A 17577-nucleotide genomic window follows, 5' to 3' on the forward strand; every position below is an offset into this window, starting at 1 on the left:
ATTGTATTGTATTAAGAATTGTATTGTATTAAGAATTGATAAGAATTTACAATTTTAAGAGTGATGTTTGAAAGTTGATGAGCATTACTTTGGCAGTTCATCATATTAAAGTTGGTAAAGTTTGTAAAATCTGAGCTTGAATGCCCATTGCATCTAAGCCACAATGTGCCAACTGTTGTTCATGACTGCCATGATGAATGAATCGGTCAGGAATGCCAATATTGCTGATGCTCAAATTTGACTTTACCTGCCCATACGCTGAATGCGTCAATAGATACTCATTAACCGCACTGCCAGCACCACCCATCACCGCATGTTCTTCTAACGTAACGACATGAATGGCATGGGTGGATTGATTGTGGCTGTCATTGATAAGCTTATCTAACATTTTTGTGTCTAACGGCTTCACCCAACGCATGTTTATCACCGTGATTTTGCCTATTGGCTGATTGGCTGGTTTGCGTATTGAATGACCGCCATCATGGTCATCATCATGGTCGTCATTGCATGAATCTGCCAACTGCTGTGCCACTTGTTTGGCGGTGGCAACCATCGTGCCAAATGCCAACATCACCACATGCGTGCCTTGTCCCATCTCAAGCACCATTTCTGTTTGACTTTTGCCAATCTCATAACACACTGCAGGACGCTGTATTGGCTCACCCAAGCCTTGCCCACGAGGATAACGAACCGCTGCTGCCCCTTGGTATTCATAGCAAGTATTAAGCAGTTGATAACATTCATTTTCATCTTTTGGGGTGGCAATGACCATATTAGGCACACAACGCATAAATGCAATATCAAACACCCCTGCATGAGTTGCTCCATCTTCACCCACCAATCCCGCTCTATCAATGGCAAACAAAACATCTAACTTCTGTAATGCCACATCATGCACCAACTGGTCATAACCCCGCTGTAAAAAGGTGGAATAAATCGCCACAATTGGCTTAACGCCTTGTGTTGCCATGCCAGCTGCCAAAGTTACCGCATGTTGCTCAGCAATCGCCACATCAAAAAACTGCTTGGGGTAACGCTGAGCAAATTCACTCATGCCAGACCCTTCTTCCATCGCTGGCGTGATTGCCATCAGCTTACTGTCAATGAATGCTTTATCACAAATAAACTGCCCAAAGACTTGAGAATATTTAAGGGGCTTGGGTGATGGTTTGGTGAGTTTGTTTTGCCCATTATTCTGACTGACAGATGACGATGATGGGACAACTGACATCTTAGGCAGTTTGGCAATCGCATGATAACCCACAGGGTCAGCTTCGGCAGGCAAAAATCCTTTACCTTTGACGGTATGCACATGCACCAATATGGGGCCTGATAACTGTTTGACTCGCCCCAACACTCGCATCAAAGTGGACAAATCATGCCCATCAAAAGGACCAAAATAGGCAAATCCAATCGCCTTAAACAAGTTATCAGGAAACATATTTTGGGCAATTTTAACGGCAATTTGTTCGGGTAAGCGTTCAAACTGACTGGGTGTTGGCAATAATTTTTTGGCAAATTGTTGGCTGATTTTCTCCCCCAGTTTTTTTGGCAACTTATTGGTAAAATCACCAATCGCATCATTGGTCATGTGCAGGTAATGCCGAAAACGGCGGTCATCACTTGACAACTTGCGACTGGTGATGATGGGCTTGCCATCAGCATCAATGTCCACTGCCAAGCCACGTTGCCAGAGCGATGCCAAATGCTTAGAAAAACCACCTGTTGCTTGTGAAATGGACATGTCATTGTCATTGAGAACCACCAACAAGTCAGCATGATTTTGCACAGCATCGTTCATGGCTTCAAACGCCATGCCCCCTGTCATCGCCCCATCACCCACCACACACGCCACTTTGGCATGTTTGCCCAAATGACGCATCGCCAAACTCATGCCCAAGCCTGCTGATATGGCGGTGGACGAATGCCCCACACCAAAGCTGTCATAGACCGACTCACCACGCTCTGGAAAAGCGGTTAAGCCATCTTGACTGCGAATACTGGCGATTTTGTCTCGTCTTCCTGTCAATATTTTGTGGGCATAGGCTTGATGCCCCACGTCCCACACCAGCTGATCTTGGGGCATATCAAGCAGGGCATGCAAAGCCACGGTCAATTCGATGACCCCAAGATTTGCGCCAAAATGCCCACCACTGATGCCAGAGGAATACAACATAAATGCACGCAACTCATCTGCCAGCTGCAACAGCTGTGTGATGCTCAAGCCCTTTAAATGGGCAGGGGCATCAATGGTATCTAACAAAGGGGTAAGCGGACGCTCGGTGGGAATGCTGGTAAAGGTTTTTGGCATATGGGTCATGTGGCGTTGACTGGTTGGACGTGGTTCATCTGGCGTATGCTGTCGGCATTGGTCAGTTGCGTGTCTGGTGTCAGAATAATCGTGCATGATGAGCTAAAACGCCTTATTGATAACCGTATTTATATTCATAAAATAACCGTTGCCAAACTAAAAAATGCACCAAAATATTCATCAAAGACATTTATCAAAGCAACATTGATGATTTGTGGCATAATAGCATTTTTTTATCCTCTCGCCTAATGCCATTGAGCTTAATTAAGCATCTCATGGCATAAAAATCACTCAAACTTTGTGAGGTATCGTGTCTTATCAATTCATCAGTCAAGCCAAACTGCCCACTCGTCACGGTATGTTTGACATTCATGTGTTTGAAAACGAACAACAACAAGAGCATGTCATCTTAAGCGTGGGTCTACCTATGCACATTCATCACGATGACCAACATCGCTTAGCCAATGACCACTTAGCCAATGACAAACTGCCCTTGATACGCATTCATAGCGAATGCCTAACAGGCGATGCCTTTTCTTCATTAAAATGCGATTGTGGGCCACAGCTCAACACCAGCATGCAGATGATACAGGCTCATGGCATGGGAGCGATTCTCTACTTACGTCAAGAAGGGCGTGGCATTGGTTTGGTGAATAAAATCCGTGCCTATGCCTTGCAAGACCAAGGGCATGACACCTTACAAGCCAATCTGATGCTTGGCTTGCCTGCTGATGCTCGCACTTATGACATGTGCCTGCCCATGCTCAAACACCTTGGCATCACAAGGCTCAATCTCATCACCAACAACCCTGATAAGCTAAGTTATCTCAACGAGTTGGGTTTTGAAGTGGTTAAGCGTGTGCCATTATTGGTGGGCGTTAATGGACACAATACCAACTATCTTAACACCAAACGCAACCACATGGGGCATATGATTGAGCAAGACCTTCAAAAGCTGATATAGACCACACTCAAGGGTGTCTCACGTTGGGGACGATTCATTGGGTTGTCAATTTATTGGTCAGTTTGGTCACCGAATCATCGCTCATGTCCAAGGTGCGAATGGGGAATGGGATATTCACCCCTGCATTGTCCAAAGCAGATTTAATGGCTTTAATGACTTCGTGCGTTGATGCCACTTTGTTGGTTTGTGCCCCATTATCAATAAACCAGCGCACTTTTAAATCAATGCTTGAATCACCAAAACCAACCGCTATCACAGAAGGTTCTGCCAATTTTGAGACACTGTCAGCTGTTTTTAATGCTTGCAAAATCACCTGCTCTGCGGTATCAATGCTGTCTTCATAACCAATGCCCACGCTCACTTCCAGACGGCGGCGAGCATAAGCGGTATTGACCGTTAACACTGACGTGTACAGTTGAGCATTAGGAATCACCACTTGCCTACCATCATAAGTTTTAATGGTGGTGGCTCGCACCTTAATGTCTTCAACCGTGCCTTCATAATTGCCTGAGATGATTTGGTCACCAATGCGAAACGGCTCAGACAATAACAACAAAATACCAGACAACAAATTTTGAAAGATGTCTTTAAAGGCAAAACCAATCGCCACCGAACCAATCCCTAATGCCCCGACCAATTTGGCAGGGGTGAATCCCGGTACGGCAATCACCATGGCAACCATAAAGCCCACAAACAATATCAATGCCCCACCAACACGTTGAAACACTTGTATTAAATTGCGATGAGCCTGACGTGAACCCAGCAGTTTGTTGACTGTCTTTTTAAAAAAATAGGATAATCCCCAAAATACCGAAAACACCACCAATGCCACAATGAAGTAAGGCAACTGTTGCATGAAATCAACAAACATGGTATTGGCAGCAGAAGCGATGGTGGTGTATTCATCAACTTTTTGTACCACATTTTCAGTGATGTTTTGGGTTGCTTGCTGTACTGGCATAACCAACCTCAAACTAATTCATTTTGTCTGCTTGGACAATCTCTATCCAATACCCATCAGGGTCTTTGATAAACGCAATGTGCTTCATGTTGCCATCTTCTGGGCGTTTTTGATAAATGACATCATTCTCATCAAACCATGCAATGGCTGCGGTTAAATCAGGCACACTAAAACAAATATGCCCAAAACCTTTGGGGTCTTGATTGCCACTGTGATAGGCAAAATCGGCTTGACTTTCTGTGCCATAATTGTGCGTCAGCTCTAAAATGCCCCGTTGGCGAAAGGTATGAACCGCCAATTCTTCATCAGTACTGGGTAAATTGTTTCTTTCTTGCTCAGTAAGTTTTGCCAAAAAATACAAATCAAATCCCATGTTCGCAAAACGTTTGACATGCAACAATGTCATGCCCAATACTTGGGTATAAAAACGCAACGACACTGTAGGGTCTTTGACACGCAACATTGTGTGGTTAAAAATAAAACCATCACTTTGGGTGGGAATGGGCATCACACCTTCCACCTGTGGGGTTTGGGTGGGTTGGTTGATTTGACTTGGGTTAGCATCAGAACTTTTCATGGGTTTTCTCCTTTTTTGAGTGGGTGTGTTGAATGTTGGGTGTGTTGAATGTTGATGGCATGATAAACTAAAATTTTAAGCAGTTAAAGCGTTAATCCATCATTCACACTTTTTGGTCTTGTAAAAACTTGAATTCTTTTAAAAATTTTGGCCTTTTAAAAACCTCAGTCGTCTAAAAAATTCACCTGACCAGTGGTAAGGTCGTATTCGGCACCCAAAATTAACAAATCACCATTATCCACCATGTCCTCTAACATGCGTGAGCCATGCTTTAGCTGACTGACCGACATTCGCACATTGGCACGAATGGAACGTTTTATCAGCTCATTGGCATCAGCATCATTGCCTGTGGCAGTCACCAGCTCATGTAAGTTATAAACACTGGGGCGAATGCGGTCCACGATGGATTGTAGGTTAGGGGAATAATATTGCTCAGGATTGATTAAGGCTTCCACACAAGCAGTGACTGCCCCACAATGTGAATGCCCCAATACCACCACCAGTCGTGTGGCAAATTTTTCGACAGCAAACTCAACCGAACCGATTTGTGATGGTGCGACAATGTTACCTGCCACACGGATAACAAATAAATCACCCAACCCTTGGTCAAAAATCAATTCAACAGGGACACGGGCATCAGAACAACCCAAAATAATGGCTTTGGGATTTTGAATTTTGGTCAATTCTGGACACTTAACAAGGTACTGAGCATTGGTTAAGCTATCAACATAGCGCGCGTTGCCTGCTTTAAGTTCTGCCAGTGCTTGCCTGCCCAGCCCCAGCTGTTGTTGGTTTTGAGAAGTCATGATGATATTAATTTCCTTTGTTTTTGTGGGTGATGGGCGGTAATGATATGATGGTTAGGTTGTTAGATTAATGAGACACCGATTATTATACTGGCATACTAAAATTAATGACACTTAATGACACATGGGCGATTGATGACGAATGTTGATGAATGTGCTATGTTACCGCCTTAAACTTTATTAACGCTTGTCATTTAAGTTTTCGTTTTATTAACACGTGTTTTAGGAAGCATCGCATCATGTTGTATGTTTGGTTTATTTTGGCTGGGACATTTGCTGGTGTGTGTGCTGGCTTGTTTGGTGTGGGCGGTGGTTTGATTATCGTGCCTGCTTTGGTGTGGATTTTGGGGGCGTATGGTTTTCCATCTGAGTTTATCCCCCATGTGTCGGTGGGGACAGCGTTGGCGACCATCATCATCACCTCCATCAGCTCGATGACAGCACACAACAAACGTGGCGGAGTGCGATGGGAGGTGTTTAAAAATCTGACCTATGGTTTGGTGGTCGGCTCACTGTTTGGGGCGTGGGTGGCAACGCTCATTAAAGGACAGCATTTGCAGGGCTTGATTGGCGTGTTTGCCATCATCATGTCCATACAGATGTTCATGAAAAAAGCAGATGAGAACATCAAGCCTCTGCCCAGGCCATTTAGCCAGTGTGTGGCAGGTGGTGTGATTGGCATGGCTTCGGCGATTTTTGGGATTGGGGGCGGTAGCCTAAACGTGCCATACCTCACCCACGCAGGTCTGCCCATGAAACAAGCGGTTGGCACCAGTGCGGCATGCGGTCTGCCCATTGCCATCGCAGGGGCGTTAGGCTTTATGGTGTTTGGGCATCGCCATGTGGCAAACATGAGTGAGCCTGTGGCAGGCTTGGTCGGTTTTGTGCATTTACCCGCCTTTGTTGCCATCAGTGTGGCAAGTTTCATCACCGCCAAACTGGGGGCAAAAATCGCCCACAAACTGCCTGCTGGCACGCTTAAAAAAGCCTTTGCTTGTTTGCTCATTGTGGTGGGTTGTCAGCTCATTTATAAGAGTGTGGTTTAAAAAGTCATTGACATTCATGGCAATCCACTTGATGTTAAAGTAACATTAAGTGGTTATCCATCGCCATATTTATCATTGAAGTGAAGTAAAAAATAAAAATTTACTCAAAAACAAGAGCTTATTGTTATGAAGAGCTTATCGTTATGAAATGTTTCATGGATGCAAGGATATTTGTCCGAACCTTGCTACCCCTAACCATCTCTGATATTTTGGTGGATAAGAGATATTTATCCAGATGATTGGTGGTAAAATCAAAACAAAAGACAATTGATAGGTACAACTGTATTTATTACCATATTACATAAAAACCACACCAAACGATGATACTCCGACATATCATCATCTGGTGTAGTTAGGGCTTATCAGTATCAGACTGATGCTTTTTCACAATCAATAAAAGGAAAAAACTTATGAAAAAACTTTCAATCCTAGCACTAAGTGCTACCGTAGCCATCGCTCCTGCATTTGCAGAGACGACTTCTCATTATACCACACCGAGTGTGGATACACAAACAATCGTATTACCCCAAACAACTGTTTCCGCCACAACCCCACAAGCCGACCTATCTTTTGCTTTTGATAATGTAGAAAATCTACAAGCGACAGACATGACACTTGCAGAAATGCAAGAGACGGAGGGGGCGGCGTTGCCACTAGCGTATATGGGTGGTGCCGCTCTATTTGGAAGCATGGTTAATGTTAATACATATGTAAGGGCTGTACCCCAGTCTCAAAGAACTTTGGGTGGTTACGCTACTGCGATTGGTAGTGGGGCAGTAGGCGGAGCATTGACTGCAACACCAATAGGAGCTATGAGAGCTGCTTTTCTAGGTGGAGGTGTGGCACTTGCGGGGAGTGGTGTTTCTGTTACCATGAAAAAGTAGCATCCCGTAATATTATTTACAAGAAAGAAAGTGCTTTTGAATGATGTGCTTTCTTTCAGTGTTTTATGCCAACAATTACATAAATAATGATATGACAATTTTTGAAATTATATACTACATACTTCTGTTCTCAATATATCCTAGCTTAGTCTTCTTCTTTAATAGAGAAAATTTATCAATTAAAAAGATTGTTTTTTTTACGGCTCTCTTATGTATAATTGGTTTTATATTTGCAAAAATTATTTATGGTAATTATTCGATAGGATTTTTAATTTGTATGGGAGTATGTCCTGCTTTTGGATTATTGGCATTTCATAAAATAAGATATGGTAAATAATTGTGTCAGTTAATAAACTAAAACTAAATTAAGATGTTGGCTATCTTATTCTGTTATAATTGAGATTAAGTAGGTTTTGTAATGATGTATAAACATATTATGATTGTATTTGGGTTGGTGTCATTTTCTTTAACCGCCCACGCCGACCTCCCTCTTACAGTCGATGACCTATTGGCAGACAAAAACCGTTTTAGACTTGATACTGATTTGAGCTATTATAATCATCATCGTTCATCTGTCGCCACACAGGGTTTTGAGATGGTGGATTTGGGGCAGGGTCGCACGCTGTATATGCCGTCCATCGGCGAGAGTAATACCAATACTGACAGCCTGATTGCAGGGCTGGGCTTGCGTTATGGCGTGAGCGATAAGCTAGAAATAGGCGTAAAAACGAATGCCATCTATCGTAATGCACGCCACCAAAATGGTGCGGAATTGTCAAAGTCAAGCGACACTCATCTAAACGACATCAGTATTAGCACCCAATATCAGCTCACCAAAAATCATAAAAAATTCCCTGATAGCCTTGTGTTTGGTGAGTTGTCTGTCTATGACAACACCCAAGGGCTAAAACGCAAAAACGCCAGCTCCGCCCTTGTCGGCTTTACCACTTATACGGTCAATGATCCGATTGTGCTTAGTCTGACGGGTACTTATCAATATCAGCCAAGACGTGAAACCAATACAGGTGGTCATGTGGATTTGGGTGATACAGCAACCCTAAACGGCTCGGTGGGCTTTGCGGTCAATCCCGACATCACGCTGACAGGTGGGGTTGGGGTTCGCCATAAATGGGCGGATAAGGGCGAGCTTGGCAAGCTAGAAAATAACAGCACCCAAACCACGCTAAACCTAGGACTTGCCTATGCCATGACTGCCAGAAGCAACCTAACCGCCAATGTTCGCACACCCATCTCAGGCGATGGTGGCAGTACATTGTCTGTGGGCTTGACGAGCAAATTGGGTAAGTTGCCGCCGCCGTTGTCTCAAAAATACCGCCAAATCAAATCAGCAGAGCCTACTGTATCTGCACCGTAAAATCTGTAAATGAAATCTGTCAAAGTTGCCATCATCACACTTGCTTTTATTAGCTCATCGGTTTATGCCAATGGGCAAAGCCTTGTCATTCCTATCGCACCAAAACCCATCATGCTAGGTACGCACGCCACTTGGAAAGACAGTAGAGACAGCAAAATCACCAAGCAAGATGTGGACTACTCATGTGGTGCGTCATCGCTATCCACCATCTTGACTTACTTTTATCAACACCCCAAAACAGAACAGCAAATCCTAGATGATATGGCATTAGATGATGTGATGGCATCGTTTGCAGACTTGGCAAGCGTGAGTGAAAAATACGGCTACACCGCTCGTGGTATGACGATGGATTATGACACGCTTGCCAAAATAAAAATTCCTGCCATCGTCTACGTCAATCACAAACGAAGCGACCATTTTAGCGTGGTGCGAGCCATTGACAAGCAAAATGTTTATTTATCCGACAGCAGTTGGGGCAATCGCACACTCACACGCAAGCAATTTGAAAGACTGTGGCTTACCACCGATAATCACACATCAGGCAAGGTGTTGCTCATACTGCCCATCACTAATCACCAAAAACAGATGAGTGATAAAAATTTTACCGCCGTACATGATACTCAGCATTTATTAAAACAAAGTCCTGTGCTGTTTAGGCGGTTTTTGTGAGCATGACATTGGTGTCAGTGGTGGTCTTTTGTTGGTGGTTTTTTTGTTGATGGATTTGGTTAAAAACAAAACATCTCTAAACCCTGTCAAAATTTGCTATAATATCCGCCTTTATCCGATTATCAAAATCACACCATGCGTCTAAAATCCCTAAAACTCTCAGGTTTTAAATCCTTTGCCAATGCCACAACCTTTACCTTTGGGCACGACATTACCGCCATTGTTGGGCCAAACGGCTGTGGTAAGTCCAACGTGATTGATGCCATACGCTGGGTGCTGGGCGAAACTTCTGCCAAGCAGTTACGTGGTGGGTCAATGAGTGATGTGATTTTTGCTGGTACTCAACATCACGCTGGCAAGAGCATGGCAAGCGTGGAGCTGACCTTTGAGCATACGCAAGATGAGACCACAGGTATCCGTCACGAACTTAATTTGTATCACGAGTTGTCTGTACGCCGACAAGTCAACAAAGATGGCAAATCTGACTATTTTATTAATGGCACAAAAGCTCGCCGACGTGATGTGGTGGACATATTTTTAGGCACAGGGCTTGGCTCTGGCTGTTATGCGGTTATTGAACAGGGCATGATTGGGCGGATTGTGGACTCAAGCCCCAAACAGCTTAGAGAATTCATCGAAGAGGCCGCTGGCGTATCACGTTATCAAGCCAGACGGGAAGAAACCCATAAAAAATTGCAAAAAGCCCAAGAAAATCTTGACAGGCTAAATGACTTACAATGTGAGCTACAAAAACAACACAAAACCCTAAGCCATCAAGCCAAAACCGCTCAAAAATATCAAGCCATCAAAAACGAGATGAGCCAAATTGAAGGGCAACTTGCCATCGCTCAACTGTATGCCGCCAAGCAAAATGAACAAACCCTGACCAAACAGTACCAAACCCTAAGCCACCAAGCCAAACAACAACAAGATGTGCTGGCCACACTTAGCCAAAAAGTTGATAAATTAAATGAACGCATTGCCGAACAACAATGGCTAAAAGATGACAAACGTAATACCTTGCATGAACAACAAATGCAAGAACAACAAACTAAGCATCAGCATCAAATCTTACTTGACAAGCAAAATCAACTCAGTAACAACATCGAGCAACATCATCATCGTCAACAGCATCTTACAAACACCCTTGCCAAGCTCACTGTTGAACGACAACAAAAACAGCAACAGCTTGAAGCGATTGACCCCACTCAAAGCAAACATCAACAACAAATTACCGAGCTAAAAAACCAGCTTGCCCCCTTAAAACAAGCATGGCAAGATGCTCAACACGCCCATGAACAAGAACAACAAAAGCTTAACAATGTGGACAAACAGCTTGCCGTTAATGAACAGGCATTGAAGCAACTTAGCCACACTAAGAGCAAATGGCAACAACAACACCATCAATGGCAACAATCTTGGCAAGCATTGACAACACCCACCACATTAAAAATCTTGGGCATACCCAAAGAAGCATTGACCCTAAATAATCAAGATAACCAAGATGAGCAAGATAATAGCGACACTGCTCAAACCCATTTGCTTGACTTACTTAAACAAAAAATCGATAAGCAACACACTCTGATTAGCCGTTATGAACAGCAGTTAGATGAATTAGAAATAAAATACCAACAAGCCCAACACGAACAACAACAACATACTCGACAGCTTACTGAGCAACATCAAGTACTGATAAGCTTAGAAAAACGCCATGCCATGTTAGACAGTGAGTATCACACCTTATATGCCCTTCTTCACCCCAAGCCTATCTTGCACTCGGATAAACCAAACCATGTTCAATCATCAGCCAAAAAACAAACATCACCTAAAACCGCTGGTCATCACGACATCAGTACCCTTTGGCATCATTGGCAACAACGGTCATCACATCAACAACTTGGCCAATGTGTTGAATTAACCGAACTGGGTTTAGCGCATGCTGACGGATTGGATCAATGGTTGGCATTATGGTTAGATGCCATTGTGTTAAATTTGCCAAACGCTTTAACCCACACTGTGCCACAGCCATCAATCAATAACCTTGACATGCAAATATTGGCAACACTAATCAGCCAATCCAGTCCGAACAGTCAAATGACAGCATTGCTCAATACTCAACCAACACAGCAAAAAAATTTGGCTCAAGTAGACGGAATAAATGGGGCAAATGACACTCAAAATGACACTCAAATAGCAACCAAAGCAAACACATTAGCCACCCATGACAAAAAATCCAAACTGCTTACCACTTTGGCTGATGCACACCAACTGCCGTTATGGGCAATAGACACACTCATCAAAACCCCAACGCTAACCGCCTTATCTGGCTGGTATTATTGTTGCATCGGTGAACAGCCACACCGTGAACAACATGAAAACCTGCAAACATCAACAACCAATACCATCATCACCTTGCTATCACAAATCTTGTCATCAAATCAACCATTCACTCTCTGCACAGACACAGGTTGGCTCATCGGTCAATTTGGCATCATTCATTTATCAAAATTGGGACAAGACGGCAGGGGTGCTCACTTTTTAAAGGAACGTCATGCCCAAAGGCAACGGTTAGCACAGCTAGAAAAGATGCTGACCGACATACAAAGCGACATCAACCAACAAACCAAAATCCACAAACAATTCACTTCTCGCCATAAAGACGGGCAAATCACCCTTGAAGAGTGGACAGCACAACTGGCAAATCTAAAAACCGACCACATGCAAGCCAAAAATGACCTTGCCATGTGGCAAGGTGAACAGCGTCGACTACAAAACGACCACCGCCGCCTAAACCAAGAAAAAAATCAACTCGATGCCGACTTTACCGAACAGCAACAGCATCAAGCCCAGCTAGACGCTAAAAATATTGAGCTAACACAACAGCGACACCGTCATCTCACTGCCATTAAACAACTGGACAACACCAGACAACAACTGCAAACACAAAAAGACCACCTCCACACCACACTCAATGAACTGACCCAAGCACAACAGCAAGCCAGCTTAGCCAAACAACAGCTGGTCATGCAATTGGAGCATCTGCATGAGCAAAGTAAACAGTTACATACCCAAAGCGAACATACCAACAAACGCATTCATCAACAACAAAGTGAGCAACATCAACTCAAGCAACAGTTAGTAAAACTTGATGCTCTGTTAACAAAACAACAATCTGACATTGCTCACAGCAAAATTGAACTGGAAGAACATCAGCATCAGCTCACAGAACAACAACGGCAATACCAAAGCTTAAAAGATGCCAGCACCCATGCCCAGCAACAATTAAATGACAGCAATGTGTATCTTGCCACCTGCACCACCGAACTTGCCATTGCCAAAGAACGCCTAAACGATGCCACCACTCGAGTAGATGAGCATGCCAATTTATTAAACACAGGCGTGAGTGCGTCATCATTATTAGCGGACTTCATCGCTCATAACCGCAAAATTGACAATGCCGATAACCACGCCAAACAACAACGGCTACAACAAGACTACCAAAGCCTACAAATCCAGCTGGGTCGCCTAGGGGCGGTGAACATGGCAGCCAAAGCCGAACTTGATGCCATCACCGAACGCCTTACCCCTTTAACCAAGCAAACAGATGACATTCTTGCCAGTATTGACACACTCACCGATGCCATCAGCACCATTGATGACAAAACCAAACAGTTATTTTTACAAACATTAACAGCGGTCAATGATGATTTAAATAACCTGTTTGCCAACATGTTTGGGGGTGGGCAAGCCAGCTTAAGCTTGGTGAATGAAGATGGACTATCCGCATCGGACGCATGGCGGGCAGGGCTTGAGCTGATGGCACAGCCTAAAGGCAAACGCAATAGCCGATTGGCGGTACTCTCTGGTGGTGAAAAAACGCTGACTGCCTTAAGCCTGATATTTGCCATCTTTAAACAACACCCTGCTCCTTTTTGTGTGTTAGATGAAGTCGATGCTCCCCTTGATGATGCCAATGTCGAACGTTTTACAAGCTTAATTAACGAGATGGCACATGAAGTGCAGTTTATCTTTATCAGCCATAACAAGCTGTCCATGCAAATTGCCAATGAACTCAAAGGCATCACCATGCCCAATGCAGGCATCTCCACTTTGGTGAATGTCAATTTAGATGAAGCCGAATACCATCTTGCATACGAACTTTAAATCAAAACACATTAGCCAGTTTAATGATTGTTTTATTGATTGTTTTATTGATTGTTTTATTGATTGTTTTATTGATTGCTTCATGGATTGCTTCACTGTCCAAGCAACATCTAAGCGATGATGTGATGACGATAAAGGTCAAGCCATGCTAAAATAAAAGGATTTAATCCCTATCAGCAAAAAATGACCATGGTGGTTGCCATACCACAAACTTTATCAGATTGGGGAAGCTTTTAACTTTAAGGAATTTTCATGAACATCGAAAACTGTCTTATCATCGCTTTACCCCTATCGATGATGCTACTTGGGTTATATCTGTTTATTAAAGGCATACAAGACAAGCCCAAAGCCACTCTATCGAATGAGACGTATGACCAAGATGAGCATGATGATGTGCATGATAAAGATGGCATTCCCATCATTCCACGTCATTTACGCCAGCTGACACACCATGATACAGATAACATCTCTGATGACCAACCGAATGTACCACCCCATCACAACAACCAACATCAACCAACCCCAAATAACGATAGCATAAACGCCATAGACACTGATAATGCCGCATCTTTTCATCACAAGACAGAGCTTTCAACTCAAAACAAACAGCCTTCAGATGATGACTGGCTAACCACCCAAGTCAACAATGCAAGTGAAGAAATTGAAAATGAAACGCACATTGAACCCAATTTTCTTAATATTGATGATGATGCAGATGACTGGCTAACAGTCAATCATGGCACAGAACAACACCGCCCCTATCACCAATCATCAGCGTATCATGAACAAACAATGCGTTTTAGCCAACACAACACCCCCTTTAACACTCCCTTTAATGACACTCTCTTTAATGACACGCCTAATCACACGCTTAGTAACGCATCATTGAACACGTCATTTAATGATGACATTCATGATGAAGGGGTGGACATTGAGTTTGATGATGATGCCTTGTTTGATGAGGTCCATATCAATACTGACAACAATCAGTCCATAAACAGTCAATCTGTAGACAATCAGCCCATCACAGGTGATTTATATGACGTGGTCTACACATCAAAAACTTTAGATTTAGATGAACATGAACAAGAGTTACCACAAACACAACAGCACAGCTCAGACACACAAGCACACGTAGCACCTGCCACAAAAAAACATCAGACAAACATACAGACCGCTTCTGTTCCTGAGTTTGTAGAAGCCAGTCCGATGCTTAATGAGCATTTGGCACAAAATAACGCCACAGAGCAAGACAGCCCCTTAACTAACGCATCAGGCAATTTAAACATCAGCATATTACCTGTCCATGAGTTTGGATTTTTTCGGGGGCGGACGCTGCTTAATTTAGTGGATAAGTTTGGCTTTAAGTTTGGTACAATGAACATGTTCCACCGTTATCAAAATAAAGACGGTACGGGTATTTTGTGGTTTAGTATGATGGCATTAACGGTGAATGGGGTTGAGCCATTTGATTTAAACGAGTTGCCTCATACCCAGCTCAAAGGCGTGGTGCTGTTTTTATCCTTACCACACCCCAAGATTCTCCAAGGCTTTGATAGCATGATGAGCATTGCCAATCTATTGGCACGAGAGCTTGGCGGTTACGTGGTTGATGAGCATGGTGAGATGATGACCAAAGAATACAAGATTAGCTTGCGTTCACAGTTACAAGATATCGAAGAGTTAGAAAACCCATAAAAATAGGCGGTATTTTTGATGCGTCATCATGAAGATAAAAATGAACATATTGTCAAGCAAATGCGTGCTTTAATAGATGAGTTAAAACAGCACAACCATGCGTATTATGTGTTAGATGAACCACAAATTAGCGACAATGAATATGACCAACTGCGTTACACCCTACTATCATTAGAACAACACCACCCCAAGCTGATACAATCCGACAGTCCCATCAACGAAGTGGGTGGTACTCCCCTGCCTGCCTTTAGCCAAATTACCCATACCATACCCATGCTGTCACTTGGCAACGTGTTCAACCAAGATGAGCTTGCCGACTTCATGCGTAAAGTCAACGAACGTTTACCCGAACCCTTACGACAGCCTGAATACGAAATGGAACTCAAACTAGATGGTTTGGCAGTGTCTATTCTGTATAAAAATGGCACGTTGATGCAAGCTGTGACCCGTGGTGACGGACAAACAGGCGAAGACATCAGCCAAAATGTCAAAACCATTCATAACGTACCACGCCATCTACCCCAAGCTGTCAACATTGACTTGTTAGAAGTGCGTGGCGAAGTTCTGATGCCAAAAGCAGGATTTGCCAAGCTTAACCGAGAGGCCAAAGACCGTGGAGATAAAACCTTTGCCAATCCTAGAAATGCTGCTGCTGGCAGTTTGCGTCAGCTTGACCCCAGCATTGCTGCCACTCGTCCTTTAGCATTTTATGCTTATTCGGTCAATCAAGGTCTACCAATGGGCATTCATACCCAGTATCAATCCTTACAATGGCTGGGGGAGCTTGGGTTTACATTAGCCAAAACCGTGATTGTCAAAGACCTGACCGATGCGATGACGTTTTATCAACAAGTGTTGGCTGAGAGAGATGCCCTGCCCTTTGAGATAGATGGCACGGTGATAAAGGTCAATGACTTGACCTTACAGGCTCGTTTGGGTTATTTAAGCCGTGAACCACGCTGGGCAATTGCTTTTAAATTCCCTGCCGAGACAGTCATCACCACTTTAAACGCCATTAACTGGCAAGTGGGACGGACAGGACAACTAACACCAGTGGGCAAACTTGAGCCTGTGCAAGTGGGCGGTGTTACTGTCAGTAGTGTTACCTTGCATAACTTTGGTGAGATTGAACGTTTGGACATTCGAGCAGGGGATACCGTCAGTGTGCATCGAGCAGGCGACGTTATCCCCAAGGTTACTCGAGTTTGGCATGATAAACGAGCCAATGACAGCAAGCCCATCACCCTACCAACCCATTGCCCTGTCTGTGATTCGCCTGTGGCATTACCCGAAGGTGAAGCATTGGCCCGCTGTACAGGTGGTCTGTACTGTCCTGCTCAACAGCAAGAAGCCTTAATTCATTTTGTATCACGAAAAGCAATGGACATTGATGGCTTGGGTGAACGATGGCTGGTGAGTTTTTTTAAACAGGGACTGATAAAGACCGTGGCAGACATCTATCAGCTACATACCCATAAAAAGACTTTGATGGGGTTAGAAAAATTGGGCGAAAAATCAGTCGACAACCTGCTTTTTGCCATCGAAGCAAGCAAAGCCACCACTTTGCCCCGATTCATCTATGCCCTTGGTATTCGTGGGGTAGGCGAAAGCACGGCACACAACTTGGCAAATCAGTTTGGTGAACTCACCCCTTTAATGAATGCCGACATAAATACACTGCTTGCCACACCTGATGTGGGTAACATCACCGCTGAGCTGATATATCAGTTTTTCCGTGCCAAACATAATCTTGAAGTCATCACCGCCTTGCTAGATGCTGGTATCCATTGGCAAAGTGTGCATGTTACTCAAGAGCAAAATCTGCCACTCACAGGTGAGGTTTGGGTGGTGACTGGCACGCTTGCCAGCATGAGCCGTGATGAAGCCAAAGAAAAATTACAAGCATTGGGGGCAAAAGTATCTGGTAGCGTCTCTACCAAGACCACCACCCTACTGGCAGGTCAAAAAGCAGGCAGTAAACTGGATAAAGCCCAAAAACTGGGCATTAAAGTGGTCAATGAAGAAGTGTTTTTAGCAATGACATCATCTTAGTGCATATTAGTGTTGTGTTAGTGCAAGTCCCTAGGACGTGTCTTTAATGCCTATCTGCTTTAATGCCTAT

The 17577-nt window shown here is 43.8% G+C and carries 12 protein-coding genes; 8 read left to right on the forward strand and 4 right to left on the reverse strand.

What is annotated here, in order from left to right; translation table 11 throughout:
* Nucleotides 1-100: 100 nt before the first annotated feature.
* Nucleotides 101-2320, reverse strand: coding sequence for a 1-deoxy-D-xylulose-5-phosphate synthase (locus WDM69_RS06345; protein ID WP_078307085.1), 2220 nt, complete (start codon nucleotides 2318-2320; stop codon nucleotides 101-103).
* A 349-nt stretch (nucleotides 2321-2669) separates the two neighbouring features.
* Here WDM69_RS06345 and ribA point away from each other — a divergent pair, with 349 nt between their 5' ends.
* The gene (gene ribA / locus WDM69_RS06350; RefSeq protein WP_338755897.1) at nucleotides 2670-3275 is read left to right on the forward strand and encodes a GTP cyclohydrolase II; all 606 of its coding nucleotides are present in this window, start codon (nucleotides 2670-2672) and stop codon (nucleotides 3273-3275) included.
* 34 nt (nucleotides 3276-3309) lie between these two features.
* Here the strand turns inward: ribA and WDM69_RS06355 are convergent, their stop codons facing one another.
* The 3 genes from WDM69_RS06355 to WDM69_RS06365 all read right to left on the reverse strand — a co-directional run bounded on the left by WDM69_RS06355 (nucleotide 3310) and on the right by WDM69_RS06365 (nucleotide 5619).
* The gene (locus WDM69_RS06355) at nucleotides 3310-4236 is read right to left on the reverse strand and encodes a mechanosensitive ion channel family protein (protein ID WP_338755146.1); all 927 of its coding nucleotides are present in this window, start codon (nucleotides 4234-4236) and stop codon (nucleotides 3310-3312) included.
* Nucleotides 4237-4249: 13 nt separating this feature from the next.
* The gene (gene gloA, locus WDM69_RS06360) at nucleotides 4250-4744 is read right to left on the reverse strand and encodes a lactoylglutathione lyase (RefSeq protein ID WP_422393275.1); all 495 of its coding nucleotides are present in this window, start codon (nucleotides 4742-4744) and stop codon (nucleotides 4250-4252) included.
* 233 nt (nucleotides 4745-4977) lie between these two features.
* Nucleotides 4978-5619, reverse strand: a complete 642-nt coding sequence (locus WDM69_RS06365) for a carbonic anhydrase (RefSeq protein WP_078306878.1) — start codon at nucleotides 5617-5619, stop codon at nucleotides 4978-4980.
* Nucleotides 5620-5858: 239 nt separating this feature from the next.
* On the opposite strand from WDM69_RS06365, the gene WDM69_RS06370 reads away from it, so the two are divergent.
* From WDM69_RS06370 to ligA, 7 genes are all read left to right on the forward strand, one after another.
* Complete coding sequence (locus WDM69_RS06370) at nucleotides 5859-6665, forward strand: sulfite exporter TauE/SafE family protein (protein WP_078306879.1); 807 nt, start codon at nucleotides 5859-5861, stop codon at nucleotides 6663-6665.
* Nucleotides 6666-7075: 410 nt separating this feature from the next.
* A complete protein-coding gene (locus WDM69_RS06375) occupies nucleotides 7076-7549 on the forward strand; it encodes a hypothetical protein (RefSeq protein WP_066891645.1) in 474 nt (157 codons plus the stop codon).
* 418 nt (nucleotides 7550-7967) lie between these two features.
* Nucleotides 7968-8924, forward strand: a complete 957-nt coding sequence (locus WDM69_RS06380) for a hypothetical protein (RefSeq protein ID WP_338755148.1) — start codon at nucleotides 7968-7970, stop codon at nucleotides 8922-8924.
* 9 nt (nucleotides 8925-8933) lie between these two features.
* On the forward strand, nucleotides 8934-9593 hold the full coding sequence (locus WDM69_RS06385) for a C39 family peptidase (RefSeq protein ID WP_338755149.1): 660 nt from the start codon (nucleotides 8934-8936) through the stop codon (nucleotides 9591-9593).
* Between the two features lie 135 nt (nucleotides 9594-9728).
* Entirely contained in the window at nucleotides 9729-13757 is a 4029-nt protein-coding gene (locus tag WDM69_RS06390) for an AAA family ATPase (RefSeq protein WP_338755150.1), read from the forward strand.
* A gap of 252 nt (nucleotides 13758-14009) precedes the next feature.
* On the forward strand, nucleotides 14010-15455 hold the full coding sequence (locus WDM69_RS06395; RefSeq protein ID WP_338755151.1) for a cell division protein ZipA C-terminal FtsZ-binding domain-containing protein: 1446 nt from the start codon (nucleotides 14010-14012) through the stop codon (nucleotides 15453-15455).
* 18 nt (nucleotides 15456-15473) lie between these two features.
* On the forward strand, nucleotides 15474-17507 hold the full coding sequence (ligA, locus tag WDM69_RS06400; protein WP_338755152.1) for an NAD-dependent DNA ligase LigA: 2034 nt from the start codon (nucleotides 15474-15476) through the stop codon (nucleotides 17505-17507).
* The last annotated feature ends 70 nt before the right edge of the window (nucleotides 17508-17577 follow it).

This window comes from Lwoffella lincolnii (assembly GCF_037201985.1).
GTDB classification, from domain to species: Bacteria; Pseudomonadota; Gammaproteobacteria; order Pseudomonadales; family Moraxellaceae; genus Psychrobacter; species Psychrobacter lincolnii.